The 17672-nt window shown below is 54.4% G+C and carries 15 protein-coding genes; 7 read left to right on the top strand and 8 right to left on the bottom strand.

The annotated features are described in order from the left end of the window. Positions 1-208: 208 nt before the first annotated feature. A complete protein-coding gene (gene mobB, locus ABLV54_RS04270; protein WP_023291488.1) occupies positions 209-715 on the bottom strand; it encodes a molybdopterin-guanine dinucleotide biosynthesis protein MobB in 507 nt (168 codons plus the stop codon). After that, a complete protein-coding gene (gene mobA / locus ABLV54_RS04265) occupies positions 712-1293 on the bottom strand; it encodes a molybdenum cofactor guanylyltransferase MobA (RefSeq protein WP_023291489.1) in 582 nt (193 codons plus the stop codon). The genes mobB and mobA overlap by 4 nt, the downstream gene beginning before the upstream one ends. Before the next feature lie 71 nt (positions 1294-1364). On the opposite strand from mobA, the gene ABLV54_RS04260 reads away from it, so the two are divergent. The 3 genes from ABLV54_RS04260 to dsbA all read left to right on the top strand — a co-directional run bounded on the left by ABLV54_RS04260 (position 1365) and on the right by dsbA (position 3347). Further along, the gene (locus tag ABLV54_RS04260; RefSeq protein ID WP_002882612.1) at positions 1365-1634 is read left to right on the top strand and encodes a YihD family protein; all 270 of its coding nucleotides are present in this window, start codon (positions 1365-1367) and stop codon (positions 1632-1634) included. 75 nt (positions 1635-1709) lie between these two features. Next, positions 1710-2696: a serine/threonine protein kinase gene (locus ABLV54_RS04255; protein ID WP_004203612.1), complete on the top strand. Its 987-nt coding sequence runs from the start codon at positions 1710-1712 to the stop codon at positions 2694-2696. 27 nt (positions 2697-2723) lie between these two features. Beyond that, on the top strand, positions 2724-3347 hold the full coding sequence (dsbA, locus tag ABLV54_RS04250; RefSeq protein ID WP_004203613.1) for a thiol:disulfide interchange protein DsbA: 624 nt from the start codon (positions 2724-2726) through the stop codon (positions 3345-3347). A 39-nt stretch (positions 3348-3386) separates the two neighbouring features. On the opposite strand, the gene ABLV54_RS04245 is transcribed toward dsbA, so the two are convergent. After that, a complete protein-coding gene (locus ABLV54_RS04245) occupies positions 3387-4295 on the bottom strand; it encodes an acyltransferase (RefSeq protein WP_023291491.1) in 909 nt (302 codons plus the stop codon). Positions 4296-4691: 396 nt separating this feature from the next. On the opposite strand from ABLV54_RS04245, the gene polA reads away from it, so the two are divergent. Next, positions 4692-7484, top strand: coding sequence for a DNA polymerase I (polA, locus tag ABLV54_RS04240; protein WP_048296380.1), 2793 nt, complete (start codon positions 4692-4694; stop codon positions 7482-7484). A gap of 360 nt (positions 7485-7844) precedes the next feature. Here the strand turns inward: polA and yihA are convergent, their stop codons facing one another. After that, positions 7845-8480: a ribosome biogenesis GTP-binding protein YihA/YsxC gene (gene yihA / locus ABLV54_RS04235; RefSeq protein WP_023291493.1), complete on the bottom strand. Its 636-nt coding sequence runs from the start codon at positions 8478-8480 to the stop codon at positions 7845-7847. Between the two features lie 584 nt (positions 8481-9064). Here yihA and yihI point away from each other — a divergent pair. Both yihI and hemN read left to right on the top strand, forming a co-directional pair. Next, the gene (yihI, locus tag ABLV54_RS04230; RefSeq protein ID WP_002882743.1) at positions 9065-9571 is read left to right on the top strand and encodes a Der GTPase-activating protein YihI; all 507 of its coding nucleotides are present in this window, start codon (positions 9065-9067) and stop codon (positions 9569-9571) included. 188 nt (positions 9572-9759) lie between these two features. Beyond that, positions 9760-11133, top strand: a complete 1374-nt coding sequence (hemN, locus tag ABLV54_RS04225) for an oxygen-independent coproporphyrinogen III oxidase (protein WP_050534191.1) — start codon at positions 9760-9762, stop codon at positions 11131-11133. A gap of 35 nt (positions 11134-11168) precedes the next feature. Here hemN and ABLV54_RS04220 read toward each other — a convergent pair whose 3' ends face one another. The 4 genes from ABLV54_RS04220 to glnA form a co-directional block, all read right to left on the bottom strand. Further along, positions 11169-11279, bottom strand: a complete 111-nt coding sequence (locus ABLV54_RS04220; RefSeq protein ID WP_004152951.1) for a YshB family small membrane protein — start codon at positions 11277-11279, stop codon at positions 11169-11171. Between the two features lie 110 nt (positions 11280-11389). Then, a complete protein-coding gene (glnG, locus tag ABLV54_RS04215) occupies positions 11390-12799 on the bottom strand; it encodes a nitrogen regulation protein NR(I) (RefSeq protein WP_002882749.1) in 1410 nt (469 codons plus the stop codon). 8 nt (positions 12800-12807) lie between these two features. Next, positions 12808-13857: a nitrogen regulation protein NR(II) gene (gene glnL, locus ABLV54_RS04210; protein ID WP_004203621.1), complete on the bottom strand. Its 1050-nt coding sequence runs from the start codon at positions 13855-13857 to the stop codon at positions 12808-12810. A 188-nt stretch (positions 13858-14045) separates the two neighbouring features. After that, positions 14046-15455 (bottom strand): glutamate--ammonia ligase, encoded by a 1410-nt coding sequence (gene glnA, locus ABLV54_RS04205; protein ID WP_004203622.1) that lies wholly within the window; start codon positions 15453-15455, stop codon positions 14046-14048. Positions 15456-15833: 378 nt separating this feature from the next. On the opposite strand from glnA, the gene typA reads away from it, so the two are divergent. Continuing rightward, positions 15834-17657, top strand: a complete 1824-nt coding sequence (gene typA, locus ABLV54_RS04200; protein ID WP_023291496.1) for a ribosome-dependent GTPase TypA — start codon at positions 15834-15836, stop codon at positions 17655-17657. Positions 17658-17672: the final 15 nt, after the last annotated feature.

Genomic DNA, 17672 nt, shown 5'->3' with positions numbered 1-17672 from the left:
GAAAGCTCAGTCGAAAGACTGAGCTTTTTGTTTTTGCGTTTAAAAAGAACCCCGTTCCGAAAGGTGCGGGGTTTTTTGCTGTGTGGGGTATGCCTCCCCCGGTGGCGCTGCGCTTACCGGGGCTACGGATTCGACATGGGGCTACGCCCCTGTGGCGCGGACAAGCTATGCAGCACTGACTCAGGGAAAAATATCGCCTGAAGTTCTGCTACTGCTTCGCTAACCAGCCGACAATAAATGTCGCAATCTGCGGAATATTATTTAAATCCAACAGCGGAAGTGAGGTCGCGATCGATACATCGCTGGCCACGGCGATGGTATGATCATCCATCGTTAACTCTTCCACACGATGGCCGCTGTTTTGCCGAAAAAGCAGGATCTTAGGCACTGCTTCATGCTTGAAACCCTCGACCAAAACAAGGTCCAGTCTGCTGGCATCCATTCGACTGACCAGCCATGTGAGATCTAATTCCGGCTTCTCGGGTGTTTCGGTCATCAGCGCCCACCGCTGTTCGCTGGCGACAATGGTTTGCGCAGCGCCCGCCTTGCGCAATTCATAGCTATCTTTGCCCGGCTTATCCACGTCCATATCATGATGGGTATGCTTGATCAGACCAGGGCGTAATCCTTGAGCGCACAGCTCAGGAATGAGACGCTTTAATAATGTCGTTTTCCCTGTACCGCTCCAGGCGGCAATCGCTAATAGCGGGATCATGATGGCTCCTGCATACGTTGCAAATCCTCGAGCGTATTCACATTCATAAAAGCCGATTTTACCTCGCTGAAGCTAACCGGATGGCCGCCCATCTGGCGCATGAACACCATTACCCGGCGTTCGCCGCTGGCAAGATAGGCCTCCAGATGCGGAATAATTTGCCGATGCGCCAGCGCAACGGCGGGATGATCCCGTTCGCCGTCATGGGCCCAAACCACCGGCGCAGCGCTTTTTTGCTGGATAAAGCGCTCAACTAAAAATGACGGAATGAAGGGCGTGTCGCAGGGGCAAAAAACAAACCATGGACTCGCGACCTGCTGCATCACAGCAAGCATACCGGCTAAAGGACCCGGGTACCCCGCCTGCGTATCACGAAACACCGGATATCCACTGGCTTGCCACTGCGTAAGGTGACGGTTGGCGCTAATCACTAACTCATCTACCTGCGGAGCTAATGCCTCCGCGACGTGTCGCCAGAGAGGACGTCCATTGAGCAACTGTAATCCTTTATCAATGCCGCCCATTCGCGTGGCCCTGCCGCCCGCCAGCACGACGCCGGTTATCGCCTCGCTTTGCATATGAATATCGCCTCTTTCATTGTGGGATTGACCCTGTTAACTTGTCCCTATCAAGAGTAAGGAGCATGACCATGAAATGTAAACGTCTGAATGAAGTAATTGAACTCCTCCAGCCCGCCTGGCAGAAAGAGCCTGAACTGAACCTGATGCAATTTTTGCAGAAGCTGGCGAAAGAGGCCGGCTATGATGGCGAACTGAGCGATCTTTCCGACGATATTCTGATCTATCACCTGAAGATGCGTGATTCTTCAAAAGATGCTGTCATCCCGGGTATTCAGAAGGATTATGAAGAGGACTTTAAAACCGCGCTGTTGCGCGCCCGCGGCGTAATAAAAGAGTAAAAGGTTGTAAGCGCTGCCGCGTAAAGCGCAATGAGATGATATCCTGAACTATTCGTACGATTATCGGATGTCAGGATGCACGATAAGGCTTTTACTTTTCAGACGCTTCGCCCGGATACCATTATCGATGGATTATTCGATCTGGGTATGCGGGTGGACTCCGGTCTTACCCCGCTGAACAGCTATGAGAACCGCGTTTATCAGTTCCAGGACGAAGAGCGTCATCGCTATGTGGTGAAGTTCTATCGTCCTGAGCGCTGGTCGGCAGCGCAGATCCTTGAAGAACACCAGTTTGCGCTTCAGCTTGTAGAAGATGAAGTGCCCGTTGCTGCGCCGCTGTTATTTAACGACAGTACGCTTCATCAGCATCAGGGATTTTATTTTGCCGTTTTCCCAAGCCTTGGCGGCCGACAGTTCGAGGCGGATAACCTTGATCAGATGGAGTGGGTTGGCCGTTATCTTGGGCGCCTGCACCAGACCGGGCGCAAACAGCGCTTTTCTGCGCGTCCGGAGATTGGCGTGCAGGAGTATCTGCTGGAACCGCGCCAGGTATTTGAACAGTCGACGCTTATCCCGTCAGGCCTGAAGGCCGATTTCCTGAAGGCGACCGATAAACTCATCGCTGCCGTCATGACCCAATGGCACGGCGGCGGGACTACTTTGCGCCTGCATGGTGACTGCCATGCAGGCAATATCCTCTGGCGCGATGGGCCGCTGTTTGTTGACTTAGACGATGCGCGAACCGGCCCGGCGATTCAGGATCTGTGGATGCTGCTCAACGGCGATAAGGCTGAACAGCGTATGCAGCTGGAGACCATCGTCGAGGCCTATGAGGAATTCAGCCCCTTTAACAGCGATGAAATCGCGCTTATTGAACCTTTACGCGCCATGCGACTGGTTTATTATCTGGCGTGGTTGCTCAGACGCTGGGACGATCCGGCTTTCCCGGTTAATTTCCCCTGGTTAACCGGGGAGGATTACTGGCGAGGGCAGACGTCTACTTTTCTCGAGCAGGTGAAGGTTCTACAGGAACCCCCGCTTCAGTTAACGCCAATGTATTAATGTGATATATCCAGGAGAGAGTAAATCATGAAAAAAGTTTGGCTGGCGCTGGCTGGTATGATTCTGGCTTTTAGTGCATCCGCTGCCCAGATCACCGACGGCAAGCAGTACATCACCCTTGATAAGCCGGTTGCTGGCGAGCCACAGGTGCTTGAGTTCTTTTCATTCTACTGCCCGCACTGCTATCAGTTTGAAGAAGTGCTGCATGTCTCTGACAGCGTGCGCCAGAAACTGCCAGAAGGCACCAAAATGACCAAATACCACGTCGAGTTCCTGGGGCCGCTGGGCAAGGAGCTGACGCAGGCATGGGCTGTTGCCATCGCGCTGGGCGTTGAAGATAAAATTACGGCGCCGATGTTCGAAGCGGTGCAGAAAAACCAGACCGTGCAGAGCCTGGCTGACATTCGTAAAGTGTTCGTCGACGCTGGCGTGAAAGGGGAAGACTACGATGCCGCATGGAACAGCTTCGTGGTGAAATCTCTGGTCGCTCAGCAGGAGAAAGCGGCAGCCGATCTGCAGCTGCAGGGGGTACCGGCTATGTACGTCAATGGTAAGTACCAGCTGAACCCGCAGGGGATGGACACCAGCAATATGGATGTCTTCGTCGCTCAGTATGCGGATACCGTGAAGCAGCTGGTTGAGAAGAAATAAAAAAAACGCCGGTCACTGACCGGCGTTACTCTATCTGTTTTACCGTGGCGTCCTTTCTTTGTCCCGCATGATGTCAGTTAACTGACGGTCTTTCTCTTCCCACAGCCCATTCAGCCAGCGCTGGAAGCCACGCTTAAAGTTCTTATCGTTGACGTAATCGCCGTGTAGCTCCTCGCCAATCGGTACCAGATTGATACGAACCACAATGCGCGTCAGTCGGCCGCTTAACATGTCGTAAAACGGCCTTGCATTATTTTCCGGGTAGCACAGCGTAACGTTCAGCAGTTTATCGAACTGCGAACCGAGAACATTGAGCGCCATGGCAATACCTGCCGCTTTCGGTGGTAAAAGATTGTGGTAAGGGGAGCGCGTCTCGCGCTTTTTTGCGTCGGTAAAACGCGAGCCTTCCACGAAATTGACGATAGTCGTCGGATGTGAGCGGAATTTCTCACATGAACGGCGGGTGGTTTCGACATCTTTACCACGGCGTTCCGGGTGACGAATAAGATAGCTACGCGAATAGCGGCGCATAAAAGGCATATCCAGCGCCCAGCAGGCGAGACCGATGAACGGTACCCACGCCAGCTGTTGTTTAAGGAAGTACTTATTCATCGGAATATGCTTGCGGAACAGTACGCACAGCACCACGATATCTGCCCAGCTGTGGTGGTTGCTGATCAGCAGATACCAGTTCTTTTTGTTCAGGCCTTCCAGACCCTGGACGTCCCATTTTAGCCAGGGATTGAGATGCAACAGCAGCGCCAGCCCTTCGCACCAGCAGTACATCATAAAATTGCAAAAAACGGATATAGAGCGCCATACCGCTGGAATGGGGACCAGCAGTTTAATCAGCCCGGCGACGATGATCGGTACAGAGCAGATAACGGTGACTAAGATGGTTAAGGCGATACTCAGCGGAAGTGTTATCGCAGCGAGTAATCTCGACATAGTTAGTTTATTCAGAAAGTTAGGCTGACAAAGAGCGCCTTTAAGCTGCGCAAGGGGCTGATTTTACCAGAAAACGCGGCAAATGACGGGTCTTACCAGAACAGAAAAAAACAAGGATCTTCTATCCACATGGAAGATTAGGTCATCAAATTAATGCCAGGATCGTTGATCTGTTTTTAAGTGATTGATAAATAGTAATTAATACTATTTATTCATTTATTTCCCGGGGCGGATAAGCTGACGTTGTAAAACTATGCACAAAGTTATCCACAAGCTAAGTTGTCGCGCGATCGCGACGATCGTTGAATCTTTTCCGCGAAATGCGGGAAAAATTCAGGATTTCATGCCCGTCTGTGGCATCCTTTATTCATAATCTGATAAACAGGCACGGAAATTATGGTTCAGATCCCAGAAAACCCTCTCATCCTCGTTGACGGCTCCTCCTATCTTTATCGGGCGTATCATGCGTTTCCGCCGCTGACTAACAGCGCAGGGGAGCCCACCGGGGCTATGTACGGCGTACTGAATATGCTGCGCAGTTTGATTCTGCAGTATCAACCGACTCATGCCGTCGTGGTCTTTGATGCGAAAGGGAAAACCTTCCGTGATGAATTGTTCGAACATTACAAATCTCATCGCCCGCCGATGCCGGACGATCTGCGCGCGCAGATTGAGCCGTTGCATAAGATGGTGAAAGCGATGGGGCTGCCGCTGATGGCGGTCCCGGGCGTCGAAGCTGACGATGTGATTGGCACCCTGGCGCGGGAAGCGGAAAGGGCCGGACGTCCGGTGCTGATCAGTACCGGCGATAAAGACATGGCCCAGCTGGTGACGCCGGGGATCACCCTGATCAATACCATGACCAACACTATCCTCGGGCCGGATGAGGTGGTTACCAAATACGGCGTCCCGCCGGAGCTGATTATTGATTTCCTGGCGCTGATGGGCGACTCCTCGGATAACATTCCTGGCGTGCCGGGTGTGGGCGAAAAGACCGCCCAGGCGCTGCTGCAAGGCCTTGGCGGCCTCGATACGCTGTATGCGGAACCGGAGAAAATCGCTGAACTGAGCTTCCGCGGCGCGAAAACGATGGCGGCGAAGCTGGAGCAGAACAAGGAGGTGGCTTATCTCTCTTATCAGCTGGCGACCATCAAAACCGACGTCGAGCTGGAGCTCACTTGTGAAGAGCTTGAGGTGCAGCCGCCGGCGGCAGACGATCTGCTGGCGCTGTTCAGACAGTATGAGTTTAAGCGCTGGACCACCGACGTTGAAGCCGGGAAATGGCTGCAGGCGAAGGGGGGCAAACCGGCTGCGAAACCTGCAGTGCCCGCAGCAGCAGCAGAAGCCGAAGAAGAGGTTGAAGCCGCTACTGCACTTTCAGCAGAACACTATGTCACTATCCTTGATGAGGCCACGCTGCTCACCTGGATCGATAAGCTGAAGCAGGCGCCGCTCTTTGCCTTTGATACGGAAACCGACAGCCTGGATAACATCTCCGCCAACATGGTCGGCCTTTCATTCGCTGTTGAGCCGGGCGTGGCCGCCTATGTCCCGGTAGCGCATGATTACCTTGATGCGCCGGACCAGATCCCGCGTGAGCGCGTGCTGGCGCTGCTTAAACCGCTGCTGGAGGATGAGAAGCTGCTCAAGGTTGGGCAAAATCTCAAATACGATCGCGGCATTTTGGCTAATTACGACATTGAGCTGCGCGGGATTGCGTTCGATACCATGCTGGAATCTTACATTCTCGACAGCGTGGCGGGCCGCCACGATATGGACAGTCTTTCCGACCGCTGGCTGAAGCATAAAACGATTACCTTCGAAGAGATCGCTGGCAAGGGTAAGAATCAGCTCACCTTTAACCAGATTGCGCTGGAAGAGGCTGGTCGCTACGCGGCGGAAGACGCCGACGTCACGCTTCAGTTGCATCTGAAAATGTGGCCGAAGCTGCAGCAGCATGAAGGTCCGCTGAATATCTTCCAGCACATTGAAATGCCGCTGGTGCCGGTGCTGTCTCGCGTTGAGCGCAATGGCGTTAAAATCGACCCCGCCGTGCTGCATGCGCACTCGCAGGAAATTGCCCAGCGCCTGGTTGAGCTGGAGCAGCGGGCGCATGAGATCGCCGGGGAAGCGTTTAATCTCTCCTCCACCAAACAGCTGCAAACGATCCTGTTTGAAAAACAGGGTATCAAACCGCTGAAGAAGACGCCGGGCGGCGCGCCGTCAACCTCTGAAGAGGTACTGGAAGAGCTGGCGCTCGATTACCCGTTGCCGAAGGTGATTCTGGAGTACCGTGGGCTGGCGAAGCTGAAGTCGACCTATACCGATAAGCTGCCGCTGATGATTAACCCCAAAACGGGCCGCGTGCATACCTCCTATCATCAGGCGGTTACCGCCACTGGCCGTTTGTCGTCTACCGATCCAAACCTGCAAAATATTCCGGTGCGTAACGAAGAAGGGCGCCGTATTCGCCAGGCGTTTATCGCGCCGGAAGATTACGTCATTGTCTCGGCGGACTACTCGCAAATCGAGCTGCGCATTATGGCGCACCTGTCGCGGGATAAAGGCCTGCTGACCGCCTTCGCGGAAGGGAAGGATATTCACCGGGCGACGGCGGCTGAAGTGTTTGGCTTACCGCTGGACAGCGTCAGCAGCGAACAGCGGCGCAGTGCGAAAGCTATCAACTTCGGTCTGATCTATGGCATGAGCGCCTTTGGCCTGGCCCGCCAGCTGAACATCCCGCGTAAAGAAGCGCAGAAGTACATGGATCTTTATTTCGAGCGTTATCCGGGCGTGCTGGAGTATATGGAGCGCACCCGCGCACAGGCGAAGGAGCAAGGTTATGTTGAAACGCTGGATGGCCGTCGACTCTATTTACCGGATATCAAGTCCAGCAATGGCGCTCGTCGCGCCGGTGCGGAACGTGCGGCGATTAACGCCCCGATGCAGGGGACGGCTGCGGATATCATCAAGCGGGCGATGATTGCCGTTGATGAATGGCTGCGCAGCGAGAAGCCTCGCGTGCGGATGATCATGCAGGTTCACGATGAACTGGTCTTTGAAGTGCATAAAGATGAGCTTGATGCCGTATCGAAAAAGATCCACGAACTGATGGAGAACAGCACTACGCTGGCGGTACCGTTGCTGGTGGAAGTGGGCAGCGGAGAAAACTGGGATCAAGCGCACTAAGTATACAAAGCGCAACGCGATTTTCTGTAAGTAAGCAACATAACTTATAGAGTTTTGTGAGGATCATTTGAATTTGCTATGTAAATAGTGAAAAAAAACTACAAAAAATGCTTTATCCGTGAGCGAAAGAAGAGTAGAGTTATTCGCGTAGGGTACAGAGGTAAGATGTTCTATCTTTCAGACCTTTTACTTCACGTAATCGGATTTGGCTGAATATTTTAGCCGCCCCGGTCATTTATGACCGGGGCGTTTTTTATTGCGCGAAAGAAAAGTGGCAAAGGAACTGGACACGCTTGTGCTTGATTCTGGAGAGGAACCCGGATAAGGCGCGGTACGCTCTTATCCGGCTGTTCGTGACGATTACTCGTCTGCGGCGCGCTCTTCTTCCTGCGGTGGGATTTCGTTAAACCAGCTATCCAGCTTCTGTCGCAGCTTATCCACGCCAGATTTTTTCAGCGAGGAGAAGGGTTCAACCTGGACATCGCCATTGAAGGCCAGTACCGCTTCACGCACCATATTCACTTGCGCTTTACGCGCGCCGCTGGCGAGCTTATCGGCTTTGGTCAGCAGCACCAGCACCTGAATATCGCTTTCTACCGCCCATTGGATCATCTGCTGATCGAGATCTTTAAGCGGGTGGCGAATGTCCATCAGAACCACCAGGCCCTTCAGGCACAGACGTTTTTCCAGGTATTCTCCCAGCGCGCGCTGCCACTTGATCTTCATCTCTTCCGGGACTTGCGCATAACCATAGCCGGGCAGGTCGACCAGGCGTTTGCCTTCGGCAACTTCGAACAGGTTAATCAGCTGTGTACGTCCGGGCGTTTTGGAGGTCCGCGCCAGGCTTTTCTGGTTGGTCAGCGTATTCAGTGCGCTGGATTTTCCCGCATTGGAGCGGCCGGCGAATGCCACTTCAATACCAGTATCGGCAGGAAGATGGCGGATATCTGGCGCGCTGGTGACAAAGTGCGTCAGTTGATAATTCCAGTTGGTCAAGACGGTCGTCTCCGTTAAAACAGGCTATGGCAGGGATTATACCTGAACAGCAGAAAAAGGCTGTTTTTACCGCACGCCGGTTCTGTAAGTAAAAACCCTGCACTTTGTGAGACATTGGCTATTCTTCGTATAGGACATGCCTGAGAAAAATAAGGCCAATAAATCATAACCATATGAAACTAAATAAATTATAAAAATAGAGAAATCTGAAAGTAGATTTTTAACGGCCAGACTGGTTGTCGATTTTTGTCAACACGGTAAAGTAATACACAACGGCGAGGATGCTGAAAAGGATGAGGACTCAGGACGAGGGGTCAGGAAGCGCCAGGAGGCGAAGACCACAGGATTGTCAGGATGACACGCGTTTTGGAAACGTTTCAAAGGGAAAAGGAAGAAACAGGGACCGTTGGACGCTAAGGGAAAGACAGGGTAAGTCGTTAGCGAACAGGGAAAGAAGAGCCCGTTAAGGGTGGTCAGTGAGGAAAAAGGCGACAGAGTAATCTGTCGCCTTTTTTCTTTGCTTGCTTTCTGCTAGATTCCGCCTCAATTCTATACTGAATAATACTGTCTGAAGATTACACACCATGAAAAAACCGACATCCGCCACCCGTGGCAAATCCGGCCGCAAGTCGCGTGAAGAGTTAAATCAGGAAGCTCGCGATCGCAAACGGCAGAAGAAACATCGTGGCCACGCGGCAGGAAGTCGCGCGAACGGCGGCGATGCGGCTTCAGCGGGTAAAAAACAGCGCCAGGCGCAAGATCCGCGCGTGGGCAGCAAAAAACCAATCCCGCTGGGCGTGAGCGAAAGCAGCGCTCCAGCTCCCAAGCAGCATAAACCAAAGAGCGAGAAACCTATGCTTTCACCGCAGGCTGAGCTGGAGTTGCTGGAGAATGATGAGCGCCTGGACGCGCTGCTGGAACGTCTGGAAGAGGGCGGTACCCTGAATGCTGAAGAGCAGAGCTGGGTGGATGCCAAACTGGATCGTATTGATGAGCTGATGCAGCAGCTCGGCCTCTCTTACGATGACGAAGATGAAGAAGAGGAAGAGCGTCAGGAAGATATGATGCGTCTGCTGAAGGGTGGAAACTAACATTTACATCCCATCGGATCCCCGGTACTGCTTATAACCCTTCTGGTTATATGTTATCTGCTGTGGTTATTCGTTAAACTACGACGGTTGTCGCGGCGTCAGAAATGGCTGCGCAACCGGCTCATGACCCGCGGTGCGGTGGGGCCGGGACGGCGTACCCGTCGGCGGTACCATCGGAAGGAGTGAGCATGTCTGAGCAGATAATCGACTGGGATCTGGCCCTGATCCAGAAATATAACTATTCCGGGCCGCGTTATACCTCGTATCCCACCGCGCTGGAGTTTTCACCACAATTCGGCGCGGCGGAATTCGATGCCGCTGTGGCCCGTTACCCACAGCGCCCCCTGTCGCTGTATGTGCATATCCCGTTTTGCCATAAGCTGTGTTATTTCTGCGGATGCAATAAGATCGTCACCCGCCAGCAGCATAAGGCCGATCAGTATCTCGATCTCCTTGAACAGGAGATCATCCACCGCGCGCCGCTGTTTGCCAACCGTCAGGTTAAGCAACTGCACTGGGGAGGCGGCACGCCGACCTATCTCAATAAGGCGCAAATCAGTCGCCTGATGGATCTGTTGCGTACCCATTTTCATTTCAGCGCCGAAGCCGAGATCTCTATCGAGGTCGATCCGCGTGAAATCGAGCTGGATGTCCTCGATCATTTACGCGCTGAGGGTTTCAACCGCCTGAGTATGGGCGTGCAGGACTTCAATAAAGAGGTTCAGCGTCTGGTTAACCGCGAGCAGGACGAAGCGTTCATCTTTGACTTGCTTCGCCATGCGCGGGAGATTGGATTTACTTCGACCAATATCGACCTCATCTACGGCCTGCCGAAGCAAACGCCGGAGAGCTTTGCCTTCACCCTGCAAAAGGTCGCCGAGCTCAACCCTGACCGCCTGAGCGTGTTTAACTACGCGCATCTGCCCACGCTCTTTGCCGCACAGCGCAAAATTAAAGATGCCGATCTGCCCTCTGCTGAACAGAAGCTGGAGATCCTCCAGGAGACCATCGGCTCGCTGACGGCGGCGGGCTATCAGTTTATCGGCATGGACCACTTCGCGCGTCCTGATGATGAATTAGCGGTCGCGCAACGTCACGGCGTACTGCATCGCAATTTCCAGGGCTACACCACTCAGGGCGATACCGATTTGCTGGGGATGGGCGTGTCTGCGATCAGCATGATTGGCGACAGCTACGCTCAGAACCAAAAAGAGCTGAAGCAGTACTACCAGCAGGTGGCAGAGCAAGGGAACGCCCTGTGGCGCGGGATCGCGTTAACCCGTGACGACTGTTTGCGTCGCGACGTGATTAAGGCGTTGATCTGTAACTTCCGTCTGGATATTGATGCCGTCGAAGCGCAGTGGGCCGTGGATTTTCAGACTTATTTTGCCGAGGACCTGAAACTGCTGGCGCCGCTGGCGCATGACGGGCTGGTGGTGGTGGAGAGTAAGGCTATCCAGGTAACGGCGAAAGGTCGCCTGCTGATCCGCAACATCTGCATGTGCTTTGATGCCTATCTCCGGCAAAAGGCTCGGATGCAGCAGTTCTCACGGGTGATTTAATGTTTTCCCCCTCTCCCGCAGGAGAGGGGGAACAATTAGCTGAACAGCCCGACCAGCGCAGCGCACAGCACGGCAGCGACTGCCGTTTGCGGCGTGTGACTCGCAGCGGCGCCGCTCGATATCATACTCACCAGTGATTCAAACATGATGCTCTCCCCTAATGCCGGGCACGATCATACTCAACTCATCGGAACAGTAAAGTACAAAATAGCAGCACTTTGCGCTGATCGGCTATTTTTCATCACGCCGTTAAACCCTACTCCATACCCAACTCTTTTAGCTTACGCGTCAGGGTATTACGACCCCATCCCAGCAGGCGCGCAGCCTCCTGTTTATGTCCTTGAGTATGACGCAGGGCGGTTGTCAGCAGCGTGCGTTCCATTTCGGGTTGCGCTTCTGAGAGCAGGTTTTGATGACCGGAGCGCAGCGCCCGATCGGCCCACTGACCCAGCAGCGTCGCCCAGCTGTCTGGCTGCATCTGCGTCGGGCTATCAGGAATGGTGGTCTCAAACAGTTCGCTCGGCAGATCCTGCGTCAGCACCTCCTGGCCGGCGGCCATGACGGTGAGCCAGCGACAGGTGTTTTCCAGCTGGCGAACGTTGCCCGGCCACGCCAGGCGGGTCAGCGCTGTCTCCGTTTCCGGATGCAGCTGTTTGGCTTCAACACCTAGCTCGCGGGCGGCAATCTGCAGAAAATGGCGGGCCAGACGAGGAATATCTTCCCGACGCTCGCGCAGCGGCGGCAAATGCACCCGGATCACGTTCAGGCGGTGGAATAAATCTTCACGGAATTTCCCCTCCTGCACCCGCTGCTCCAGATTCTGGTGGGTGGCGGCGATGATCCGCACATCGACCTTCACCGGCGCGTAACCGCCCACGCGATAAAACTGGCCATCCGCCAGAACGCGCAGCAGGCGAGTCTGGACATCCAGCGGCATATCGCCAATTTCATCCAGGAACAGCGTGCCGCCGTCAGCCTGTTCAAAGCGACCCTGACGGACGGTATTGGCGCCGGTAAAGGCCCCTTTTTCATGCCCAAACAGTTCCGATTCGATCAGGTCCTTGGGGATCGCCGCCATATTCAGCGCGATAAATGGCGCTTTTGAGCGCGGGCTATGACGATGCAGGGCATGAGCGACAAGCTCTTTACCGGTACCGGATTCGCCATTGATCAGCACGCTGATGGATGAGCGCGACAGACGGCCAATAATGCGAAAGACATCCTGCATGGCCGGCGCCTCGCCAATGATATCGGCGGTGGGGCTGCTTATCGGCGCATTTCGCGGCTGCTGCTGCTCCTGATAGTGGCTAATCGCCCGGTCGACGAGGGCGACGGCTTCATCGATATCAAAAGGTTTGGGCAGATAATCAAACGCGCCTTGTTGATAAGCGCTGACCGCGGCGTCCAGATCGGAATGCGCGGTCATTATGATGACCGGAAGCATTGGATGACGCTGCTTAATCTGTTTGAGCAGCGCCAGGCCATCCATTCCCGGCATACGGATATCTGACAGCAGTACATCCGGGGTTTTGGTGGTGAGGGCATCTAGCACCTCATTGCCGCTTTCGAACGTTGTGCAGCTCAAGCCGGCTCCGGTGAGCGCGCGTTCAAGCACCCAGCGGATGGAGCTATCGTCATCAACGATCCAGGCTATCCCTCGTTGCATAAACACCTCTACTTCCGAATAGGCAGGTATACCGAAAATTCGGTATGACCCGGCCAGCTGGTGAATTCAATTTTGCCGGAGTGCTGATCGATAAGGCTGCGGGCGATAGATAAGCCCAGGCCGGTACCGCCTTCGCGGCCGCTGACCATCGGATAAAACAACGTATCCTGGAGCTGGGGCGGAATACCCGGGCCATTATCTTCGACGTCAATACGGGCGGCGAGGCGATAACGCACCCCGTGCAGCGTCAGCTGGAAAGCGGTCCGGGTACGGAGAACAATTTCGCCCCCTTCCGGCCCCAGCGCCTGCAGCGCATTACGGACGATGTTCAGCAACACCTGTTCAATTTGATCCGGGTCGTGGGGGAGTTCCGGCAGGCTGGGGTCGTAATCACGGATCAACTTCACGTTGTCCGGCAACTCCATCGAGACCAGTTTCACTACCCGTTCGGCGACCTTGTGGATGCTTTCGGTAACGTGCATGCCCGGATGCTGTGGCCCGAGCAGGCGATCGACCAGATTTCTCAGCCGGTCGGCCTGCTCGATGATCACTTTGGTATATTCCGTTAGCGCCGGGTCGGGCAGGGCTTTGCTGAGCAGCTGTGCCGCGCCGCGCAGGCCGCCTAACGGGTTTTTAATCTCGTGCGCCAGGCCGCGGACCAGATCGCGGGCGGCGACCTGCTGCGCGTGCTGCAGCTGCTCCTGGCTCAGGCGGCGCTGGTTATCCATCGGCGCCATTTCCAGCAGAATAAAGCCTTCCGGCAGCCGCTGGGCGGTCAGCGACAGGATATGCGAGCGGCCATCGATAACCAGCGTCACTTCGTTATCGGTAAAACCCTGGCCCGCCTGCAGACTCTCCTGCATCAGCCCGATATTCAATGAGAAATAGCTCAACAGCTCAGGTAACGGGGTGCCAAACAGTTTGCGCGAACTCTGCGCCAGCAGCTGCTGGGCCGCAGGATTGGCAAAGTGCACCGCCAGGTCGTCATCGACCAGTAAGATACTGTTGATAAGAGAGTTAAGGATCTGCCCAGCATCGGGCAGTGTGCCTGTTGCCATTCGACAGTCTCCTGAAAAAGAGTGCACCAATTTAGTGCAGTATAGCTTTTTATCGGTAAAAAGCTCGCGAGATCAGCGTGTTGGTGGAGAAAAAAGCCCATCCTGAGATGGGCTGAAAGTTTCCACGGCAACAAAATATCCCGGGTATCCCGCGCCACAACACGACATACCCTGGATTTACAGCAAAATTAGACGCTGTAGTACAGTTCGAACTCAACCGGATGCGGAGTCATGCGTACGCGGTCGTTCTCTTCCAGACGCAGGGCGATGTAAGCATCGATAGCGTCATTAGTGAAGACGCCGCCAGCTGTCAGGAACTCGCGGTCAGCATCCAGGGCCTGCAGGGCTTCTTCCAGAGAACCGGCAACCTGCGGGATCTCTTTCGCTTCTTCCGGCGGCAGGTCGTACAGGTTTTTGTCCATTGCTTCGCCCGGATGGATTTTGTTCTTGATACCATCGAGGCCAGCCATCAGCAGCGCCGCAAAGCACAGGTACGGGTTGGCAGCCGGGTCCGGGAAGCGCACTTCGATACGACGCGCTTTCGGAGAGGTCACCACCGGAATACGGATGGAGGCAGAGCGGTTACGGGCAGAGTAAGCCAGCATAACCGGCGCTTCGTAACCCGGGACCAGACGCTTGTAGGAGTTGGTGGTCGGGTTCGCCAGGGCGTTGATGGCTTTAGCGTGTTTGATTACGCCGCCGATGTAGAACAGCGCCTGCTCAGACAGACCTGCGTATTTGTCGCCGGAGAACAGGTTGGTGCCGTTCTTCGCCAGAGACATATGGCAGTGCATACCGGAACCGTTGTCGCCGAACATCGGTTTCGGCATAAAGGTCGCGGTTTTACCGAAGCGGTGAGCGACGTTGTGAACAACGTATTTGTAAATCTGAATTTCGTCCGCTTTTTTGGTCATGGTGTTGAAGCGGGTTGCCACTTCGTTCTGACCTGCGGTAGCCACTTCGTGGTGGTGAGCTTCAACAACCAGGCCCATCTCTTCCATGATCATACACATGGTGGAACGGATATCCTGAGAAGAGTCTACTGGCGGAACCGGGAAGTAACCCCCTTTCACGCCCGGACGGTGACCTTTGTTACCGCCTTCGTATTTGGTGGAGGAGTTCCACGCACCTTCGATGTCATCGATCGCGACATGGGAGCCGGAGATAGAGGCGCCGAAACGGATGTCGTCGAACAGGAAGAATTCTGGTTCTGGCCCAAACAGGACGGTGTCAGCGATGCCGGTGGCGCGCAGGTACTCTTCAGCGCGTTTCGCGATGGAGCGCGGGTCACGGTCATAGCCCTGCAGGGTGCCTGGCTCGAGGATATCGCAGCGGATGATCAGGGTCGGTTCTTCGTAGAACGGGTCAATGACCGCGGTGGAAGCGTCCGGCATCAGGACCATGTCAGATTCGTTGATACCTTTCCAGCCACCAATCGAGGAGCCATCAAACATTTTGCCTTCTTCGAAGAATTCGGCATTTACCTGATGAGACGGAATCGTGACGTGCTGTTCTTTACCTTTGGTATCGGTGAAGCGCAGATCGACAAACTTCACTTCGTGCTCGTTCAGCATCGTCAAAACGTGTTCAGCGGACATACTTAAACTCTCCCGGATTGGTCATTGTCGTCGTGGTAACGAAAACTTCATACTGCTTAAAAGTGGCGTTGTTGCCTTAAAAAATATAAAGCGAAATCTGTGCCAACTTTTAAATGCCCTATAAAACGCTGTATCATGCGCACCATAGTGCAAAAGGACTGCACCATGATGGAGATAATGCACCAAAATAGTGCCTCAGTGTGAACATTGAGCACCATTTTGGTGCAATTTTTGTTACGGTGCCCTTTTATCGCTCCGTGAAAGCGGTCACAAAGAAACTCTGCAATACTTGTTTGCGGAGGATGTTTGTGATCCTGTTCAGTCCTTCGCTTAATACGTGTACAATAACGCGCTATTTCTAATGCCTGAGGCAAAGTTGTGATCGAAAATCTGCGTAATATCGCCATCATCGCGCACGTTGACCATGGTAAAACTACCCTGGTTGACAAGCTGCTACAGCAATCCGGTACGTTCGACGCACGTACTGAAGCACAAGAACGTGTGATGGACTCCAACGATTTGGAGAAAGAGCGTGGGATTACCATCCTCGCGAAAAACACCGCAATCAAATGGAATGATTACCGTATCAACATCGTTGATACCCCAGGGCACGCCGACTTCGGAGGTGAAGTTGAGCGTGTTATGTCCATGGTTGACTCTGTGCTGCTGGTGGTAGATGCCTTTGATGGCCCGATGCCGCAAACGCGCTTCGTGACCAAAAAAGCTTTTGCCCACGGTCTGAAGCCGATCGTGGTCATCAACAAAGTTGACCGCCCGGGCGCGCGTCCGGACTGGGTTGTCGATCAGGTGTTCGACCTGTTCGTTAACCTCGACGCGACCGACGAACAGCTGGACTTCCCGATCGTTTACGCGTCCGCGCTGAACGGTATCGCGGGTCTGGACCACGAAGACATGGCTGAAGACATGACCCCGCTGTACCAGGCGATTGTCGATCGCGTGCCGGCGCCGGACGTTGACCTTGATGGTCCGCTGCAGATGCAGATCTCCCAGCTGGACTACAACAACTACGTTGGCGTCATCGGCATCGGCCGCATCAAACGCGGTAAAGTGAAGCCGAACCAGCAGGTCACCATCATCGATAGCGAAGGCAAAACCCGTAACGGTAAAGTCGGTAAAGTGCTGACCCACCTGGGTCTTGAGCGTATCGAGAGCGACGTAGCTGAAGCTGGCGACATCATCGCGATCACCGGTCTGGGCGAGCTGAACATCTCCGACACCATCTGCGACCCGCAGAATGTCGAAGCGCTGCCGGCCCTGTCCGTCGATGAACCGACCGTTTCCATGTTCTTCAACGTCAACACCTCTCCGTTCTGCGGTAAAGAAGGTAAGTTCGTTACCTCTCGCCAGATTCTGGACCGACTGAACAAAGAGCTGGTGCACAACGTGGCGCTGCGCGTTGAAGAAACCGAAGACGCTGATGCGTTCCGCGTTTCCGGCCGTGGTGAACTGCACCTGTCCGTTCTGATTGAAAACATGCGTCGTGAAGGTTTCGAGATGGCGGTTTCCCGTCCGAAAGTTATCTTCCGTGAAATCGACGGCCGTAAACAAGAGCCGTTCGAGAACGTGACGCTGGACGTCGAAGAGCAGCACCAGGGTTCTGTTATGCAGGCGCTGGGCGAGCGTAAAGGCGACCTGAAAAACATGAATCCGGACGGAAAAGGCCGCGTACGTCTCGACTACGTGATCCCAAGCCGCGGTCTGATCGGCTTCCGTTCAGAGTTCATGACCATGACCTCCGGTACCGGTCTGCTGTACTCCACCTTCAGCCACTACGACGACGTCCGTCCGGGCGAAGTGGGCCAGCGTAACAACGGCGTGCTGATCTCCAACGGTCAGGGTAAAGCGGTAGCGTTCGCCCTGTTCGGTCTGCAGGATCGCGGTAAGCTGTTCCTCGGTCACGGTGCGGAAGTTTACGAAGGCCAGATCATCGGTATTCACAGCCGTTCTAACGACCTGACGGTAAACTGCCTGACCGGTAAGAAACTGACCAACATGCGTGCGTCCGGCACTGACGAAGCCACGGTTCTGGTTCCGCCGGTTAAGATGACCCTGGAGCAGGCTCTGGAGTTCATCGATGACGACGAACTGGTAGAAGTCACTCCGACCTCTATCCGTATCCGTAAACGTCACCTGACCGAGAACGACCGTAAACGCGCGATGCGCGGTGCAAAAGAAGAGTAATTTATTCTTCTTTTT

This window comes from Klebsiella sp. JB_Kp042 (genome assembly GCF_040065275.1).
In the GTDB taxonomy this organism is placed as follows: Bacteria; Pseudomonadota; Gammaproteobacteria; order Enterobacterales; family Enterobacteriaceae; genus Klebsiella; species Klebsiella quasipneumoniae.
Note: the sequence above shows the minus strand (reverse complement) of the source record. Positions and strands in the feature narration are given on the sequence as shown.